This window comes from Thiofaba sp. EF100 (assembly GCF_039822285.1).
Lineage (GTDB): Bacteria > Pseudomonadota > Gammaproteobacteria > Halothiobacillales > Halothiobacillaceae > Thiofaba.
Genome location: NZ_JBAJEY010000002.1, coordinates 318,015 through 333,911 on the forward strand (window position 1 = coordinate 318,015; position 15,897 = coordinate 333,911).

A 15,897-nucleotide genomic window follows, 5' to 3' on the forward strand; every position below is an offset into this window, starting at 1 on the left:
TTGCCGACGGCTGAAGCTGAAAATGAAAAACAGGATGCTGAAAAAGGGCATCGTGCCCTTTTTCAACTCGCCCCGTCGCGGCACATGTCCGCGACGGGCTGCGAAGATCAATCACTTGGCGTGATGGATCTTCGTGCAAGCCATCCATGGCTTGCCTTAACAGGCCGTTGAAAAACACTTTCAACGGCCTGTTAAGGCGTGCGCGGGCATGCGCACACCTCGATTCGGGCATTGTACAGGCAGGGCGGGTTCCCCGCCTGACCTCTCTCAACGCATTATCCTGCCACAAGGATATGGCAGCTGCGTTGCGGTACCGGCGGGGCATGCCTAGCGCAGTGCCCGCCGGGTCAGCCAAAGCCCAGGCAGCATCGGCAGCCAGAGGGTGAAGCCGCGCAGGAGCAGGGTCGCGGTCAGCCCGGCCTCGATGGGCACGCCCAAGGCGGCGAGCATGGCCACGCAGCTCGCCTCGAAGGTGCCCAAGCCGAGCGGGACGGGGGCGAGCGTGGCCACTACCGAGGCCATGATGAAGGCCGGCAGCACCACCCCGAAGGATGTGGGCTGGCCGACGGCGTACAGCATGACCCAGAGGGTCAGGGCATCCAGCAGGAAGACGGCCCCGTGCAGGAGCAGGGCCGCAACCAGCAGGCCCCGGTCGCGCACCAGCTCGGCCGAGGTTTCCGAGAACGATCCAAGCATGGCCTTGAGCCCGGGGATGCGCAGCACGAGCGGGGGCAGGGGGCGGGCTCCGAACGACTGCAGCCAGAGCGCGCCGGCGGGCATGGCCACGGCCAGCAGCCCGAAGACCAGGGCGGTGGCGACGATCCAGCCCTGCATGGCGTGGTGCAGCCAGAGCAGCAGCACGCTCGCGATGGCGAAGAGCAGGTAGGCACTGTAGTAGGCGATGAGGCTGACCAGCAGGGCCGCCATGCACAGCTGGGCCGGGACGCCGCGCCGGGCGAGGGCCGCCACCAGGAAGGCGGTGCCGCTCATGCCGCCGATGGGCAGGGCCTGGTCCGAGAACTGCTTGGCGAGTCCCAGCGGCACCAGCGCCATCAGCGGGATCCGCGCTCCACCCCGCCGGAGCGCGCGTCGCCAGAGTTCGGCGACGCTGAAGTAGGTGGCGACCTGAATCAGCAGGGCGACGGCCAGCCAGGCCGGTTCGGCGCGCTGCATCTGCCCGAGGAAGCGCTCGATGTCGCCGAAATGGGTCACGGCCACGATCAAGGCCGAGAGCAGGAGCAAGCCCAGCCACAATCGCCGCAAGGTGAGCAGGGCGGGATGCGGTCCCGTGGACTTCAGGATCTCGCGAGGATTCATGGGGCCAGCATGGTGGGGGCGTTCCAGGGTCGGATGGGCCGCTAGGCTCGGCCGCAACACCCCAAGTGTAACGGCCTGCGTCCCTCAGGTGGGGACGGAGTGGGTATGGAAGAAGCTCAGGAAGGTGCGCATCTCCGCCTGAGCCTCGCGCAGGGTGAGGGCTCGCAGGTGGAGTGCGGTACCCGGCAGGCGCTGCGCCAGGGCGGCGAGGTCGAGCGGGTGGATGGCGCCGAGCTTGGGGTAGCCGCCGAGGGTCTGGCGGTCGTTGAGCAGGATGATGGGCTGGCCGTCAGGCGGGACCTGCACCGCGCCGAGGGCCATGCCCTCCGAGATCAGCCCCTGCGGGGCGTCAAGCGGTGCCCCCTCAAGCCGCGCCCCCATCCGGTCCGAGCGCGGGGAGAGGTGCCAGGTCTGGTCAAACAGGCGGGCGCGGGTGGCGCTGGGGAAGGATGCGAACTGGCTGCCGGGGATCAGGCGCAGGCTCAGCGGGGCGTGGTAGTCGGGCTGAAGGCGGGGCGGCACGCTGCGCCGTGGTCGGACCAGTCCGGCAAGGCAGGGCAGCCGGTCCCCTGCGGCGAGCGGACGCCCGTCCCCGTGCAGGCCGCCGAGCCCCTCGCGCGGGACGGTGGGGCCATGGACGGCGAAGCCGCCCGCCACCGCGAGGTAGGCACGCAGGCCATGGCGTGCCCTGCCAAAGCGCAGGTGCTGCCCGCGCCGAAGCAGGAAGCTTTGCCAGGGGGCGAGCGGGGTCGAGTCGATCCGGGCCTCGAGGTCCGCCCCGGTGAGGGCGAGCCACACGTCGGCCTCGGCCTGAAGCTCCAGGCCGCCGTAGTGGATCTCGATCGTGCCCGCGCCCCAGGGGTTGTCCAGCAGGCGGTTGGCCCAGGCCCAGGCGTGCAGGTCCAGCGGTCCGCCCTGGGTCAAGCCGGTGTGCATCAACCCGCGTCGTCCACCATCCTGCGGCAGCGCGAGGATGCCGGGCTTGAGGACACGCAGGCTCATGGGCGATCGTCCAACCGTCCGCCCAAGGCAAGGTATTCGGCGCGCCCGATGGACACGAAACGCACCCGGTCACCAACCTCGAAGCGGCAGACCGAAGGATGGGCGGGGTCGAACAGTTTCAGCGGTGTGCGGCCGATCAGGTTCCAGCCGCCGGGGGAGGCGAGCGGGTAGATCGCGGTCTGGCGCTCGGCGATCCCGAGGCTTCCTGCGGGCACGCGCGGGCGCGGGCTGCTCAGGCGCGGGGCGGTCAGCCGCTCATCGATCAGGCCAAGGTAGGCAAAGCATGGGGCAAAGCCGACCGCGAAGACGGGGTAGTCCTGCCCGCTGTGCAGGGCGATGACCTCCTCCACCGTCAGCCCGGCGCGGGCGGCAAGAAGGGGCAGGTCGGGGCCGACCTCCTCCGCGTACCAGATGGGGATCTCGTGCAGTCGTCCGTCGTTCAGAGGCTCTGGCTGCAGCCCGTCCAGTGCGCGCAGAAGGGCCTGGTGCATGGATTCGGCATCGTCGCGCAGCAGATCGTACTGCACGAGGATCGTGGTGTAGCTCGGCACCACCTCGATGAGTCGTGCGCCCAGCCGCTCGCGCAGGCGCAGGGCGGCGGCGCGCACCCAGGGGATCAGTGCGGGGTCGATGGTCTCGCCCAAGCGGATCAGGTAGGCATCCACCCCGGCCACCTCCAGCCGCAAGCCCGGGCGGCTCATGCACCCGGCCCCAGCGCCTCGCGAATGGCCCGCAGGGCCTCCAGGGCCTGCGGGGTGTCGCCGTGCACGCACAGTGAGTCGGGACGCAGAAGCAAGGACGTGCCATCCGGAAGCCCAAGCGGCTCGCCACGGGCCAGACGCAGGGCCTGTTCGACGATCACCGTGACCTCGGTGTGCACCGCTCCCGGCTGGCTCCGCGGGCAAAGGCTCCCGTCCGGGGCGTAGGCGCGATCGGCGAAGGCCTCGAACAGCAGCGGCACGCCGTATTCCGCGGCCAGTTGCGCGGTCGGGCGGTTGTCAGCGCGGCCGAGGACCATCAGGGCCAGTCCTTCGCCCAGACCCGCCACGGCCTCCAGCACGGCGCGGAGGATGGCTGGCTCCCGCATCATGTCGTTGTACAGCGCGCCGTGCGGCTTGACGTAGTCCACCTGCCCGCCTTCGGCGCGGACCATCCCCTCCAGCGCACCGATCTGGTAGCGCAGCAGGGCGACCAGCTCGGTGTGCTCAACGGCCATGGAGCGGCGGCCGAAGCCAAGCAGGTCCGGGTAGCCGGGATGGGCGCCGATGCTGACACCGTGGTCCAGGGCCAGGCGCACGGTGCGGCGCATGGTCAGCGGGTCCCCGGCGTGGAAGCCGCAGGCGATGTTGGCCTGGTCGATCAGCGGCATCACCGCCGCATCCTCGCCCATGCGCCACGGGCCGAAGCCCTCACCGAGGTCGCAGTTCAGTTTGATCGGGTTTGGTGGGAACATCCGTCTTGCCGGCGGGTCACAACGCCGTCATCGTCTAGGGTCTTGCGAGATCATCCCATGAAACGTCCGCTTTTCCTGCTCCTCCTGGCGCTGCCCGCGCTGGCCTCGGCCGACATCACCGGCGTCTACCACCTCTTCGACGAGCAGCAGAAGGAGGCCGGCACGCTGACCGTGCAAATGAGGGATGCGCGCCACATCCGCTACGACATGCAGGGTGGCGCGCAAGGCTCCGCCTCCACCCTGCTGGTCGAGGACAAGCTGTACATGCTCACCCCCCAGGGGGCGGTGATGGACATGGACATGGTGGGGGCACTGGCCGGGGCCTTCATGACCCCGCAGGCGAAGGCGGCCATGCAGAAGACGCCGCGGGTGGAGGCCACGGGGCGCAGCGAAACGGTGGCGGGGCTCAAGGGGGAGGTCTGGCGCTGGAGTGAGGGGGGGCATGCCGGTGAGGTCGTGCTCTCGGACGACTCACGCGCGCGTAAGCTCGGTGAGGCGCTGGAAGCCTTGGGTGACCGGATGGAGCGGGCCTTGGGCGATGCGCAGGCCTCGCGCGCCTACCGCCAGCTGCGCGACGCCCCCGCGTTGCGCGGCAAGGGCGTGCTGCGGGCCATGGAGAACCGCGGCGGCGGCATGCTTCTTGTGCGCGTGGACGAGGCCCCGCTGCCCGCCGAGCGCTTCGTGCTGCCGAAAAAGCCCGGCGCGACGCCGTTGCCGGGGATGCCGAACGGCCTGCCCAACCTCAACGATCCGCAGCTGCAGCAGATGCTCCGGGGGCTGATGCAGCAGCATTGAGGGGGCAATGAAGAAAGGGTGGTGGACGGGCATGGGACGGGCATAGGCCCTTCACCCTCTCCCCAACCCCTCCCCCGTCGAGGGGGAGGGGCGATCATCGTGCCATGCGGCGGGCAAGCTTTCCGCTTCAAGCCGGCCTTAGGTACGTTCCCTCCCCCTCGTGTGGGGTAGGGAGAGGGCGGCACGGCTGTCCAACCGCCTCTGCGTTATAAACGCCCGCAACCCCCGCCCGCATAAAACTGTGCCAGCTGCTCGAATACCGCCGGGTAGGCGGCGCGCAGGGTGTGCGGCTGCTCGAAATACAGCTCGCTCGTCACGGCGAAGAACTCCTCCGGCGCCTCGGCGGCGTACGGGTCGATGGGCGGCTCCTCGTGCCGGTCGAGGCGCTGGTTCAAATCCTCGAAGGCCGTGCTGAAGGCGGCCGTCCAGACGTCCTGACGCATGCCGCGCGGCAGCGGCGGGAAGCCGTTCGGCACGCCGTTGCCCATGTCCAGCACGTGCGCCACCTCGTGGATGACCACGTTGTAGCCTTCCCCGAGCCCTGAGGCGGCCACATCCGGCCAGGCCAGGACGATCACCCCATGCCCCCAGCTCTCCCCGCTGCGCACCTCGCGGCGGCGGTGGACCACCCCGGCCTCGTCCACCTCCTCGATCTCCGGCACGAAGGCCTCCGGGTAGACGATGATGCGGACGATCCCATCCAACGCATCCTCCGCAAGATGCAGGGCCGGCAGGCAGGCCTGGACGGCGATGCGCACCCGCATGGCGCCGGTGAGCGTAAGGCCGTCGATGGCGGTGAAGGGCGTGTGGTGCAGGAACAGGGTGGCCCGCACGCGCAGACGGGCAAGCTCCTCGGTGGTGAGCCTGTGGAGGATAGGCACGGTGGCGAGCGCCGCTTGCCAGTCGGCCTCGGCGATGGGGTGGCGCTCAAGGATGCGCCGCTGCCACCAGGCCCTCAGGCGCTCAAGCATTCGCCGTGGGTTGCCGCCACTTCGGCGAACAGGCGCGCGCTGTCCTTGGGCGTGCGCGCCCCCGTAGCGGGGTCCACGTGCACCAGACCAAAGCGCTTGCTGTAGCCGAACTGCCATTCAAAGTTGTCGAGCAGCGACCAGGCGAAATAGCCGCGCAAGTCCACTCCGCGTTGCAGGGCGTTCAAGGCTGCTTGAAGGTGCTCGTGCAGGTAGGCCTCTCGCAGCGGGTCGTGCAGGCGCCCATCCTCGATGGGCGGGTCGGCGAAGGCCGCGCCGTTCTCGGTGACGTACAGCGGGATGCCACCGGTGCGCTCGTGCAGCCACAGCAGGGTGTCGGTCAGCCCCTGCGGGTAGACCTCCCAGCCCATTTCGGTATGCAGGCCGGGTTGCCTGACCGTGGCGGTGTCCAGGAAGCCGCCGGGGGCATGGCGCACCACGGCGCGGGTGTAGTAGTTGAGCCCCAGCCAGTCGAGCGGCTCGCGCAGGGGGGCGAGGGGTTCGGCCAGCACCTCGCGCCAGGCCGTCTCGCCCAGCGCCTCGATGAGCTCCTCCGGCCACCTGCCTTGGAAGATCGGGTCGACGAACAGGCGGTTCATGTAGGCCTCGGCGCGGGCGCGCGCCGCGTGATCCTTGGGCTCGTCGCTTGCCGCATATTTGGGCTCGATGTTCACCACCAGGCCCATGCGGTGGCGGCCGGTGGCGCGGTAGGCGCGTACCGCCTCGGCATGGGCGAGCAGGAGGTGGTAGGCGACCTTGGGGGCGAGGGCGAGGTTGGCAAGGCCAGGCGGATGCACGCCCTCGACAAAGCCTGCGTGCATGATGACCCACGGCTCGTTGAGGGTGCACCAGTCCTCGATCTGGCCGTCCAGCGCCCCGGCCATCAGCTCGGTGAAGTCGGCGAAGCGCAGGGCGGTGTCGCGGGAAAGCCAGCCACCGGCATCCTCCAGCGCGGCAGGCAGGTCCCAGTGGTGCAGGGTGGCGAAGGGCCGGATGCCGTGGGCGTGCAGTTCGTCCACCAGGCGCTTGTAGAAGTCGAGCCCCTTGGGATTCACCTTGCCGCGGCCCGTAGGCTGGATCCGCGCCCAGTTGAAGCTGAAGCGGTAGGCGGAAACGCCCAGGCGCTTGATCAGCGCCACATCTTCGCGGAAGCGGTGGTAGTGGTCGCAGGCCACATCGCCGGTGTCCCCATTCTGGATGCGGCCGGGTTCGTGGGCGAAGCGGTGCCAGTTGCTCGGCCCTGCGCCATCGGCCAGCGGCGCGCCCTCGATCTGGTAGGCGGAGGTGGCTACGCCCCAGGTGAAGCCGGTGGGAAAGCGGGTGCTCAAGTGGTTGTTCCTGTGCAGGTTGTGCGTCAGTCCCGGCGTCGCCCCTCCAGGTAATCCCGCAGGGCGACGGCATGGTTGTGTTCCGTGTCGCGCGAGGCAAAGACGAAGGTGACGGGGCCGTGTGCGGCGGCGATTTCCTCGCGCAGTGCCTCCACGGCCTCGGGCTTCCCGTCCAGCTCATCGAAGTAGCGTCGGCGGAATTCCGTCCACCGGGCAGGATCGTGGCCGAACCAGCTCCGCAGCTCACGGCTGGGGGCGATGGCCTTGTGCCAGACGTCGAATGCGCCGGCCTCGCGCGCGATCCCGCGTGGCCAGAGGCCGTCGATCAGGATGCGCAGCCCGTCTCCGGGCGCCTTCGGTACGTAAATGCGTTTGAGCTGGATGTTCATATCCTACCTTCCGCCTGTGCCTCAGGCGAGGCGGGGGGCGGTCCTGGCTGGGCGGCCCCGGTGTGGTTCTGATCGACCGGGGGGGCCGTGACTACTCGGTTCCGGCCCGCCGCCTTGGCGGCATAGAGGGCCTGGTCGGCTGCCTCGATCAGGCAGGACGGCGGCTCATCCCTGTTCGGGCGGATGGCGGCCACGCCCAGGCTCGCCGTCAGGCATTCGCCGAAGGGGGAGTGCTCGTGCGGGATGTCCAGCGCCTGGATGGCCGCGCGAATCTCCTCCGCGATCTCGGCAGCCTGCGGCAGTTCGGTGTTGGCCAGGATGACCGCGAACTCCTCGCCGCCGTAGCGCGCGGCCATGTCGCCCGCGCGCTGGGCGAAGCGTCCCAGGGTGCGGCCGATCCGGCGCAGGCACTCGTCCCCTGCCTGGTGGCCATAATGGTCGTTGAACTGCTTGAAGTGGTCGATGTCCAGCATGACGAGGGCGAGGGGGGTGTGGGTCCGACTGGCACGGCGCCATTCCTGCTCCATGAAGGCATCGAAATAGCGGCGGTTGGGGATGCCGGTGAGTCCGTCCATGTAGGCCATGGTCTCGACCCGCTCCTCGGCCAGCTTCCGTTCGGTAATGTCATGGTGCGAGATGATGACGTACCTCTGGCCCGCCCAGTGGAGGGGGGTGGCCTGCATCATGAACCAGCGCTGCTTCTCCGGGCTGTGGCAGGGATATTCATGCTGGAAGGCCGGTGTATGGCCGTCGAGCACGTCGCGTATCCCACTGGCGACGATCTGTCCGTCGGGATCGCCGCGTTTCGCGGCAGCCTGGCAGGCCTGCAGGTAGTTGAGTTCCGCCCACGCCTCGGGCGCAGGGAGGTCGTTCCGGCGGCCGAATTCGACCCAGGCATGGTTGGCGTAGATGATGCGGCCTTGGGCATCGATGAGGGCAATGCTTTCCGGCTGGGCGTCGACCATGGCCCTAAACAGTGCATCCGGAAGCGGTAGGGTCTGGTCTGCCATGAAGGCTTCTTGCCTAGCGTGCCAACAGGGAACGCAGCGCGGCCACGAAGCGTGCGTTGTCCTCGGGCAGGGCGGTGGTGATGCGCATGAAGCCGGGGCCCAGCACGGGGTCGTTCAGCGGTTTGACCAGGATGCCCCGGGCCTTGAGGGCCTCGGCCAGCCGGGCGGCGTCGTGCGGGGCGAAGTCGGCCAGGAAGAAGTAGGTCTCGGTCGGGAAGGTGCGCACCCCCATGGCCTGCAGCTCGGCGGCGAGCGCGCAGGTCCACGCGCGCAGGTCGGCGAGGCGTGCCCGGATGCGCTCCTCGTGCAGCAGGGTGGCGATGGCCGCCGCCTCGCTGGGGCGGGCGAGCGGATAGGCGTCGTTGTGCGCATTGAGGTCGTCGGCGATCGCCTCGGGCAGCACCGCATAGCCGACGCGGAAGCCCGCCAGGCTGTGCGCCTTGGACAGGGTGCGGGTCACCAGCAGGTTCGGGTGCTCCGGTACCCAGGGGGCGACGCTCTGGCCCGCCAGGCCGATGAAGGCCTCATCGACCAGGAACAGGGTGTCCGGGTGGCGGCGCAACAGTCCAGGCAGGGGGGACATGTCGAAGGTGCCGCCGTTGGGGTTGTTCGGGTTGACGATCACCGCCAGGGTCGTGCCCGGTGGGATGACGAGGTCGGCGAGGTCGAAAGCGAAGCCCCGTTCGGGCGGGAGGCGCGTCTCCGTGTAGTGCCGGGCGATCTCGGGGAACAGCGCGTAGGTCGGCGTCAGCAGGTGCACCCGCTGGCCGAAGCGCTCGAACAGCTGGCGCAGGATCAGTTCCGAACCGGCATTGATGTGGATCAGCCGCTCCGGCACGCCCAATTGGCGGGACAGCAGGCTGCGCAGGGGGGCCGAATAGGGCTCGGTGTAGTAGTTGGAGTGCGGTACCTCGTCCTGCGCGGCCGCGATGGCCTCGTCGATCGGCGGCAGGGGGTTCTCGCACAGCAGCAGCTTGATGCCGTGGAAAGCCCCGCCGCCCTTTTCGCTTCTGGATGTCATGCCGTCTCCTGAATCGGGCGCATGGCTGACGAGGTTGTGCAGCCCTGATTCGAAAACTATAGCAGCCCGCCGGCGGGCGGCCAGTCCGCCTCAGGGCCGCGTACAGGGCAATCGCATGAACCTGTCTCATCGCGCTGAACGCCGATGCAGGAGCGATGCCCCCGCCGCGACAGGCGTATCGTGCGCAAGCGTCGGCCCGAGGGCGGGCCTCCTACAACCCAACAGAGCGAAGATGCCTCCCTTTGGATGCTGGATTTCGCCTTGTGCATCCCACTGCAACCAGGGCGGAGCGGCCAGGCAGGGCGGGCATGGGTGCGCTGCCGGCCTCAGCGCTGGAGCCGCTGGCCGTCGCTGGCACTGAACAGGTGGGGGAGGCCTGCCACATGCATCCTTACCGCCGTACCGGCGGCGATCTCCAGCCGGCCCGGCGCGCGCAGGGTGAGCAGGGTGTCGCTGCCCTGGAGGCGTGCGTGCAGCAGGGTCTCGTGACCGAGGAACTCGACCAGCTCAGCCTGCGTGTCCAGGCCGTCCTCGCCCGGTGCGGCCAGCCGGAGGTCCTCCGGACGGATGCCGAGGATGACGGGGCCGTCCGGCAGGGGCACCTCCTGGGCGGCGATGCATCGCGGCTGGGGGGATGCTGCCAAGATGATCCTTCCGCCCTCGATCCGGGCCGGCACCATGTTCATCGGCGGCTGGCCGATGAAGCCGGCGACGAAGGTGTTGGCCGGGTGCTCGTACAGCTCGCGTGGTGAGGCGACCTGCTGCAGGCGGCCCTGGTTGAACACGGCGACGCGCTGGCCGAGGGTCATCGCCTCGGTCTGGTCATGGGTGACGTAGAGCATGGTGGTGCCGAGGCGGCGCTGCAGCTCGGCGATTTCTGCGCGCACCTGCACGCGCAGCTTGGCGTCGAGGTTGGAAAGCGGCTCATCCAGCAGGAACACGGAGGCCTCGCGCACCAGCGCGCGGCCCATGGCGACCCGCTGGCGCTGGCCGCCGGAGAGCTGGGCGGGCTTGCGTTCGAGCAGCTCGCCAAGGTGCAGCATCTCGGCGGCCCAGGCGATGCGCCTGGCCTGCTCGGCCGCGGGCATGCGGCGCATCTTCAGCGGGAAGGCGAGGTTCTCGCGCACGCTCATGTGCGGATAGAGGGCGTAGTCCTGGAACACCATGGCCACGTCGCGCGCCTTGGGTTCGAGCTCGTTGACCCGCCGCCCCTGGATGCGCAACTCGCCGCTGCTGATCGTCTCCAGGCCCGCGAGCATGCGCAGCACGGTGGATTTGCCGCAGCCGGAGGGGCCGACCATGACCAGAAGTTCGCCGTCTGCCACGGCAAGATCGAGCCCGTCGATGACCGGGGCGGCAGCACCCGGGTAGAGCTTGCGGACCTTGTCGAACACCACGTCGGCCATGGGGATCGCTCCTATTGGAAGAAGTCTTCGGCCCCGAGCAGGGGGAGGACGCGGCGGGTGATGGGGTCGGCGGCGAAGTAGCGCTGGATCAGGTGGGGGCGCAGGTGGTTGGCGAGCCCCAGGAACATCATCCCCTGGTCGAGTGCCAGGTACTTGTAGGCCACGTCCCCGGTCATCGGGTTGACCGCATCGTAGAAGCCGAAGGGTCCGTAGATGGCATAGAGCTGGGCCATCTGGCGCAGGTTGTGGGCCGCCTCATCGGGGCGGACCATGGCGGCGAGGCCCGAGGCGTGCGGGGTGACGACCTCTTCCGCGTAGCCTTTCACCCCGAGGATGGCGATCCCGTATTCGCCATAGCCGCCGGCCGGGTTGGCGCTCGGCGACATCCCCCACACCGGCAGGCTGAGGACTTCCTGGGCGTAGCGGCGCTGGATGTCGACATGGGCGACTGCATTGCGACCGAGGCTGGCGGGGGCATGCGCCTGCCCGTCCAGGACGATGCCCGGCATCATCGCCTCGAACATGCTGCCGCCCCATGAGGGCAGGAAGCGGATGCCTTCCCAGGTGTAGTAGCCGCCGACGACCTGGTGGCCCTTCACCAGGCGCGAGGTGCGCTCGAGCGGGATCATGGTCTGCCAGGTCCAGTCGGCCGGGAAGGTGCGCGCCAGGCTGAACCAGTGGCTCTCGGGGACGTCGCCCTTGCCGATGGCAATCAGGCTGCCGAGGCGCGGCTCCGAGTACAGCAGGCCATAGACGTTTTTGGAGCGCTCATGGCGCTGCACGTGGTAGCCGTGCGTCATCTGCCCGACGGACGGGTCATAGAAGAAGGCGTAGTTCTCCCGCTCGAGCAGGCGGGTGATGCGCGGGTACAGGTCGGGCTCGGCCATGCGCGCGACCATCAGCCCGGCAGTCAGCCAGGAGGAGTCGACGAACGAGATGAAGTGGCTGGTGCGCTCGAGCGAGGTGGTGTCGTAGTAGTTGAAGAAGAAGCCCTGCCAGGTTTCCATCTTCTCCAGGGTGCCAACCACCTGCCGGAGGCGTGCCTCGGCAGCCTTCGGTGTGATGAAACCAAGGTCGCGGGCGGCCACCACCGACATCAGGTAGAGGCCGATGTTGGTAATGTTGGTGTAATCGCCGACCAGCGGCGGCCCGCCGCCTGGATGGACGGTGACCGTATCGAAGGGCAGGCCGCTCGGCTTATCGCGCAGACCGTCGAGCCCCCGCCATGTATCACGCGCCACGCGCATGAGGAGGGCCAGGTTGTCCGTCGGCAGGCTCTCGCGCCGCACCAGCGGCGGAGGCGGAAGCTCAATGGCGCGGGCGCGGATCGAGGCGCGCGCGGCCAGCTCGCCGCCACGCGCCATTTCCCAGGCCTTCTTGCCTGGGGCGACCGCACGGTCCTCCTGCGGTCCGACATGCTGGCCCGTGCGGACCAGGCTCACATCGTCGAGGAAAAAAACGCCCTTGCGATCACCGACCAGTTCCGGATCAAGCTGCAGGAAGAGCAGGCTGGGGGGCGTGCCCTCGGTGACGCCACTGAGGGCATTGAGCGGAATCAGCAGTTGGCGCCACTCATCATTCACCCCGACGACCATAAAGCCCTGTCCCACCTGGCTGGCGGGGGGGGTGTCCTTCGTCAGGAAGCGCACACGCATCTGCAGTGGGGTGCCCTGCTTACGGCTGCCGCGTACCCACAGGCTGAGGTGGTCATAGGCGGCAACATCCCCCTCGGGCAGGCGCAGCAGCAGGCCCTGGGGGGCGGCCGTCGGGGCCGTGAGGTCATAGCGCACGCGCAGGGCGAGGCCATGCTTGCCACGGCGCGGGGAGGCGGTGAGGTCGGCCTTCGGTGGGGCTTGGTGGGCGGAGGGGCCGGGCCACGGGATGACGCGGTTGACCAGCGGTTTTCCGTCATTGAAGTCCGCCAGCATGGCATGGGGCAGCTCGGCCGCCCGCGCGGGATTGAGGGTCAGGCAGAGCAGGATCAGGACGGTGTGCAGAAGCCGGTGAAGAGGGCGGCTCCCTCTTGTGGCCAGCATGAGGCGACCGGAGACATCGCGGCGACACGCCGCTCCCACAAGGGCCGAGGTTGGCTGTGGGAGCCGCGTGCCGCGGCGAGGGGGCGCCTGTTCCAAGCGGAGTTCAGCCACCGAGGACCGAGATGTCCGCGACGCGTAGGAACAGCGCACGCAGGCGGTTGAGCAGGGCCAGGCGGTTGGCACGCAAGGCTGCATCCTCGGCCATCACCATCACCCCATCGAAGAAGGCATCCACCGCCTCGCGCAGGTGGGCCAGGCGTCCCAGGGCGGCGGTGTAGTCGCCCGCGGCGAACAGCGGGGCGAGTTCGGCCTCGATGACCTCCACGTGGCCGGCCAGCGCGCGTTCGGCGGGGTCCTGGAGCAGGGCCGTATCGATCCGGCTGGGCAGTTCGCCCTCCACCTTCTTGAGGATGTTGGCGATGCGCTTGTTGGCCGCGGAGAGGCTCTCGGCCTGCGGCAGGGCGAGGAAGTCGTTGACCGCCTGCATGCGGCGCTCGAAGTCGAGCGGGCGCAGCGGGCGGGTGGCGAGCACGGCCTCGAACACATCAATGCGGATACCGCGATCCAGCGCGTAGGCACGCATGCGTTCGAGCATGAAGTCGAACACGGTCTCGACCACGGCCTTCGCATCGACCTTCTCCTGCACGCCGTCGGCGGCGAAGGTGAGCAGGGCGTGCAGGTCGAGGTCGAGCCCGCGCTCGATCAGGATGCGCAGCACGCCGAGGGCGGCCCGGCGCAGGGCGAAGGGGTCCTTGGCCCCGGTGGGCCCCTGACCAATGGCGAAGATGCCCACCAGGGTGTCCAGGCGTTCGGCCAGCGCCAGGGCCTGGCCGACGCGCGTTTCCGGCAGGGCATCCCCTGCCCGGCGCGGCATATAGACCTCGTCCAGCGCCTGGGCGACTTCGGCATGCTCGCCGTCGTGCCGCGCAAGGTAGCGGCCCATGATGCCCTGCAGCTCGGGGAACTCGCCGACCATGCCGGTCATGAGGTCGCACTTGGCAAGCAGGGCGGCGCGCGCGGCGCGTTCCATGTCGGCGCCCATCAGCCCGGCGATGTGACGGGCCAGGCGCACGACGCGCTCGGTCTTGTCGTGCAGCGTGCCGAGCCGCTGCTGGAACACCACGGTCTTGAGGCTTTCGAGGTGGGACGCGAGGGGCTGTTTGCGGTCCTCGTTCCAGAAGAACTCAGCATCGGAGAAGCGGGGGCGGATCACCCGCTCGTTGCCCAGGCGCACGGCGGCGGGGTCGCGGCTGTCGATATTGGCCACGGTGATGAAGTGCGGCAAGAGCTCGCCGGCCTCATCCAGCACCGGGAAGTAGCGCTGGTTGCCCTGCATGGTGGAGATCAGGGCCTCCTTGGGCACCTCGAGGAAGCGCGGCTCGAAGTTGCCGGTCACCACCCGCGGCCATTCGGTCAGCGCGGTCACCTCATCGAGCAGGTCCTCATCCAGCACCGCGCGGCCGCCCAGCTCACAGGCGGCAGCCTCGACCTGGGCCTTGATCATGGCCCGGCGGGCAGCGAAGTCGACGATCACATGCCCCGTGCCCTCCAGCAGCGCGGCGTAGTCGCCGGGCGCGGGGACGGGCAGTGGGGCGGGGTGATGGAAGCGGTGGCCGCGGGTCGTATGGCCGGTGCGCACCCCCAGGATCTCGGCATCGATCACATCCCTGCCGAACAGCAGCACGATCCAGTGCACCGGGCGCACGAAGGCGGCCTCGCCCGCACCCCAGCGCATGCGCTTCGGAATGGGGAGCTCATCCAGCGCGGCGCGCAGCATGTCCGGGATCAGGGTCTGGGCCGGCTGGCCGGGCTGCTTGGCGCGATAGACCATCCATGCGCCCTTGTCGGTGACGAGCTCCTCGAGCTGATCCACGCTCACCCCGCAGGAGCGGGCAAAGCCTTCCAGCGCCTTGCTCGGGCGCCCTTCACCGTCGAAGGCCGCATTCACCGCCGGGCCGCGACGCTCGATCTCGCGCTCCGGTTGCTGCTCGGCCACCCCCTGCACCAGCACCGCCAGCCGCCGCGGGGCGGCGTAGACGGTGTGGCCCTTGGGCGCGAGGCCCGCGTCGTGCAGGCGGCGGACCATGCCATCGGCCAGGGCTGCAGCGAGGGTGGTGAGGGCCTTGGGCGGCAGCTCCTCGGTGCCGATCTCGATCAAAAGGTCACGGGTGCTCATTGGGCGACCTCCTGGCTGCGTGCCACCATCGGGAAGCCGAGGCGCTCGCGCGAGGCGTAATAGGCCTCGGCCACGCTGCGGGCGAGCTCGCGCACGCGCAGGATGTACCGCTGGCGCTCGGTCACGGAGATGGCGCGGCGCGCATCCAACAGGTTGAAGGTGTGGGAGGCCTTGAGCACCTGCTCATAGGCCGGCAGCGGCAGGTTCAGCTCCATCAGGCGCTTGGCCTCTTTCTCGCATTGGTCGAACAGGCCGAACAGGAACGCTACGTCGGCCTGCTGGAAGTTGTAGGTGGATTGCTCCACCTCGTTCTGGTGGTAGACATCCCCGTAGGTGATCCTGCCGTTCGGGGTCTTGGCCCAGACCAGGTCGTAAACGCTCTCCACCCCCTGCAGGTACATCGCCAGACGCTCCAGCCCGTAGGTGATCTCACCGGTCACCGGGCGGCAGTCGAGGCCGCCGACCTGCTGGAAGTAGGTGAACTGGGTGACTTCCATGCCATTGAGCCACACCTCCCAGCCCAGGCCCCAGGCGCCCAGGGTGGGGGACTCCCAGTTGTCCTCGACGAAGCGGATGTCGTGGGTTAAGGGGTCGAAGCCCAGCATGCGCAAAGAGCCCAGGTAGAGCTCCTGGATCTCAAGCGGAGAGGGTTTGAGCACCACCTGGAACTGGTAGTAGTGCTGCAGGCGGTTGGGGTTCTCGCCGTAGCGGCCGTCGGTTGGGCGGCGTGAGGGCTGGACGTAGGCGGCGTTCCACGGCTCGGGGCCGATGGCGCGCAGGAAGGTGGCGGGGTGGAAGGTGCCGGCGCCGACCTCCATGTCCAAGGGCTGGAGGATGGCGCAGCCCTGCCGGGCCCAGTAGTCCTGCAGGGCGAGGATCAGGCCCTGGAACGTGGAGAGATCGTAAGCGGATGACATGATGGACCGGGTCATTGGATATGTGGCCCAAAGTATACGTGGGAGGGGGAGGCGCGGGGAAACCCTTCGAACAGACTGT

14 protein-coding genes are annotated in these 15,897 nt (G+C 69.0%); 1 reads left to right on the forward strand and 13 read right to left on the reverse strand.

Annotation, left to right across the window (positions count from 1 at the left end; genetic code table 11):
* Positions 1 to 327: 327 nt before the first annotated feature.
* The 4 genes from V6D91_RS05915 to V6D91_RS05930 form a co-directional block, all read right to left on the reverse strand.
* Positions 328 to 1,317: a lysylphosphatidylglycerol synthase transmembrane domain-containing protein gene (locus V6D91_RS05915; protein ID WP_347318650.1), complete on the reverse strand. Its 990-nt coding sequence runs from the start codon at positions 1,315 to 1,317 to the stop codon at positions 328 to 330.
* An 84-nt stretch (positions 1,318 to 1,401) separates the two neighbouring features.
* Positions 1,402 to 2,319, reverse strand: a complete 918-nt coding sequence (locus tag V6D91_RS05920; RefSeq protein WP_347318652.1) for a biotin-dependent carboxyltransferase family protein — start codon at positions 2,317 to 2,319, stop codon at positions 1,402 to 1,404.
* A complete protein-coding gene (gene pxpB, locus V6D91_RS05925) occupies positions 2,316 to 3,020 on the reverse strand; it encodes a 5-oxoprolinase subunit PxpB (protein WP_347318653.1) in 705 nt (234 codons plus the stop codon). Before pxpB ends, V6D91_RS05920 begins: the two co-directional genes overlap by 4 nt.
* A complete protein-coding gene (locus V6D91_RS05930) occupies positions 3,017 to 3,772 on the reverse strand; it encodes a 5-oxoprolinase subunit PxpA (protein ID WP_347318655.1) in 756 nt (251 codons plus the stop codon). Before V6D91_RS05930 ends, pxpB begins: the two co-directional genes overlap by 4 nt.
* Positions 3,773 to 3,829: 57 nt before the next feature.
* Here V6D91_RS05930 and V6D91_RS05935 point away from each other — a divergent pair, with 57 nt between their 5' ends.
* On the forward strand, positions 3,830 to 4,567 hold the full coding sequence (locus V6D91_RS05935; protein ID WP_347318657.1) for a hypothetical protein: 738 nt from the start codon (positions 3,830 to 3,832) through the stop codon (positions 4,565 to 4,567).
* Between the two features lie 206 nt (positions 4,568 to 4,773).
* On the opposite strand, the gene V6D91_RS05940 is transcribed toward V6D91_RS05935, so the two are convergent.
* The 9 genes from V6D91_RS05940 to glyQ form a co-directional block, all read right to left on the reverse strand.
* The gene (locus V6D91_RS05940) at positions 4,774 to 5,538 is read right to left on the reverse strand and encodes a M90 family metallopeptidase (RefSeq protein WP_347318659.1); all 765 of its coding nucleotides are present in this window, start codon (positions 5,536 to 5,538) and stop codon (positions 4,774 to 4,776) included.
* A complete protein-coding gene (locus V6D91_RS05945; RefSeq protein ID WP_347318661.1) occupies positions 5,523 to 6,863 on the reverse strand; it encodes a GH1 family beta-glucosidase in 1,341 nt (446 codons plus the stop codon). Before V6D91_RS05945 ends, V6D91_RS05940 begins: the two co-directional genes overlap by 16 nt.
* 26 nt (positions 6,864 to 6,889) lie before the next feature.
* Positions 6,890 to 7,252, reverse strand: a complete 363-nt coding sequence (locus V6D91_RS05950; protein WP_347318663.1) for a DUF488 family protein — start codon at positions 7,250 to 7,252, stop codon at positions 6,890 to 6,892.
* On the reverse strand, positions 7,249 to 8,262 hold the full coding sequence (locus V6D91_RS05955) for a sensor domain-containing diguanylate cyclase (RefSeq protein ID WP_347318665.1): 1,014 nt from the start codon (positions 8,260 to 8,262) through the stop codon (positions 7,249 to 7,251). The genes V6D91_RS05950 and V6D91_RS05955 overlap by 4 nt, the downstream gene beginning before the upstream one ends.
* Before the next feature lie 13 nt (positions 8,263 to 8,275).
* Positions 8,276 to 9,283 (reverse strand): histidinol-phosphate transaminase, encoded by a 1,008-nt coding sequence (locus tag V6D91_RS05960; protein WP_347318667.1) that lies wholly within the window; start codon positions 9,281 to 9,283, stop codon positions 8,276 to 8,278.
* Between the two features lie 326 nt (positions 9,284 to 9,609).
* On the reverse strand, positions 9,610 to 10,689 hold the full coding sequence (ugpC, locus tag V6D91_RS05965; protein WP_347318669.1) for a sn-glycerol-3-phosphate ABC transporter ATP-binding protein UgpC: 1,080 nt from the start codon (positions 10,687 to 10,689) through the stop codon (positions 9,610 to 9,612).
* Between the two features lie 11 nt (positions 10,690 to 10,700).
* The gene (locus V6D91_RS05970; protein WP_347318671.1) at positions 10,701 to 12,725 is read right to left on the reverse strand and encodes a glucoamylase family protein; all 2,025 of its coding nucleotides are present in this window, start codon (positions 12,723 to 12,725) and stop codon (positions 10,701 to 10,703) included.
* A 103-nt stretch (positions 12,726 to 12,828) separates the two neighbouring features.
* Entirely contained in the window at positions 12,829 to 14,901 is a 2,073-nt protein-coding gene (glyS, locus tag V6D91_RS05975; protein WP_347318673.1) for a glycine--tRNA ligase subunit beta, read from the reverse strand.
* Positions 14,898 to 15,818 carry a glycine--tRNA ligase subunit alpha gene (glyQ, locus tag V6D91_RS05980; protein WP_347318675.1) on the reverse strand — a complete coding sequence of 307 codons (921 nt, stop codon included), beginning with the start codon at positions 15,816 to 15,818 and terminating at the stop codon, positions 14,898 to 14,900. Before glyQ ends, glyS begins: the two co-directional genes overlap by 4 nt.
* Between the last annotated feature and the right edge of the window lie 79 nt (positions 15,819 to 15,897).

Coding starts and splice junctions, on each gene's coding strand:
- V6D91_RS05915 (WP_347318650.1), bottom strand. CDS start 1,317: ATGAATCCTCGCGAGATCCTGAAGTCCACGGGACCGCATCCCGCCCTG.
- V6D91_RS05920 (WP_347318652.1), bottom strand. CDS start 2,319: ATGAGCCTGCGTGTCCTCAAGCCCGGCATCCTCGCGCTGCCGCAGGAT.
- pxpB (WP_347318653.1), bottom strand. CDS start 3,020: ATGAGCCGCCCGGGCTTGCGGCTGGAGGTGGCCGGGGTGGATGCCTAC.
- V6D91_RS05930 (WP_347318655.1), bottom strand. CDS start 3,772: ATGTTCCCACCAAACCCGATCAAACTGAACTGCGACCTCGGTGAGGGC.
- V6D91_RS05935 (WP_347318657.1), top strand. CDS start 3,830: ATGAAACGTCCGCTTTTCCTGCTCCTCCTGGCGCTGCCCGCGCTGGCC.
- V6D91_RS05940 (WP_347318659.1), bottom strand. CDS start 5,538: ATGCTTGAGCGCCTGAGGGCCTGGTGGCAGCGGCGCATCCTTGAGCGC.
- V6D91_RS05950 (WP_347318663.1), bottom strand. CDS start 7,252: ATGAACATCCAGCTCAAACGCATTTACGTACCGAAGGCGCCCGGAGAC.
- V6D91_RS05955 (WP_347318665.1), bottom strand. CDS start 8,262: ATGGCAGACCAGACCCTACCGCTTCCGGATGCACTGTTTAGGGCCATG.
- V6D91_RS05960 (WP_347318667.1), bottom strand. CDS start 9,283: ATGACATCCAGAAGCGAAAAGGGCGGCGGGGCTTTCCACGGCATCAAG.
- ugpC (WP_347318669.1), bottom strand. CDS start 10,689: ATGGCCGACGTGGTGTTCGACAAGGTCCGCAAGCTCTACCCGGGTGCT.
- V6D91_RS05970 (WP_347318671.1), bottom strand. CDS start 12,725: ATGCTGGCCACAAGAGGGAGCCGCCCTCTTCACCGGCTTCTGCACACC.
- glyS (WP_347318673.1), bottom strand. CDS start 14,901: ATGAGCACCCGTGACCTTTTGATCGAGATCGGCACCGAGGAGCTGCCG.
- glyQ (WP_347318675.1), bottom strand. CDS start 15,818: ATGTCATCCGCTTACGATCTCTCCACGTTCCAGGGCCTGATCCTCGCC.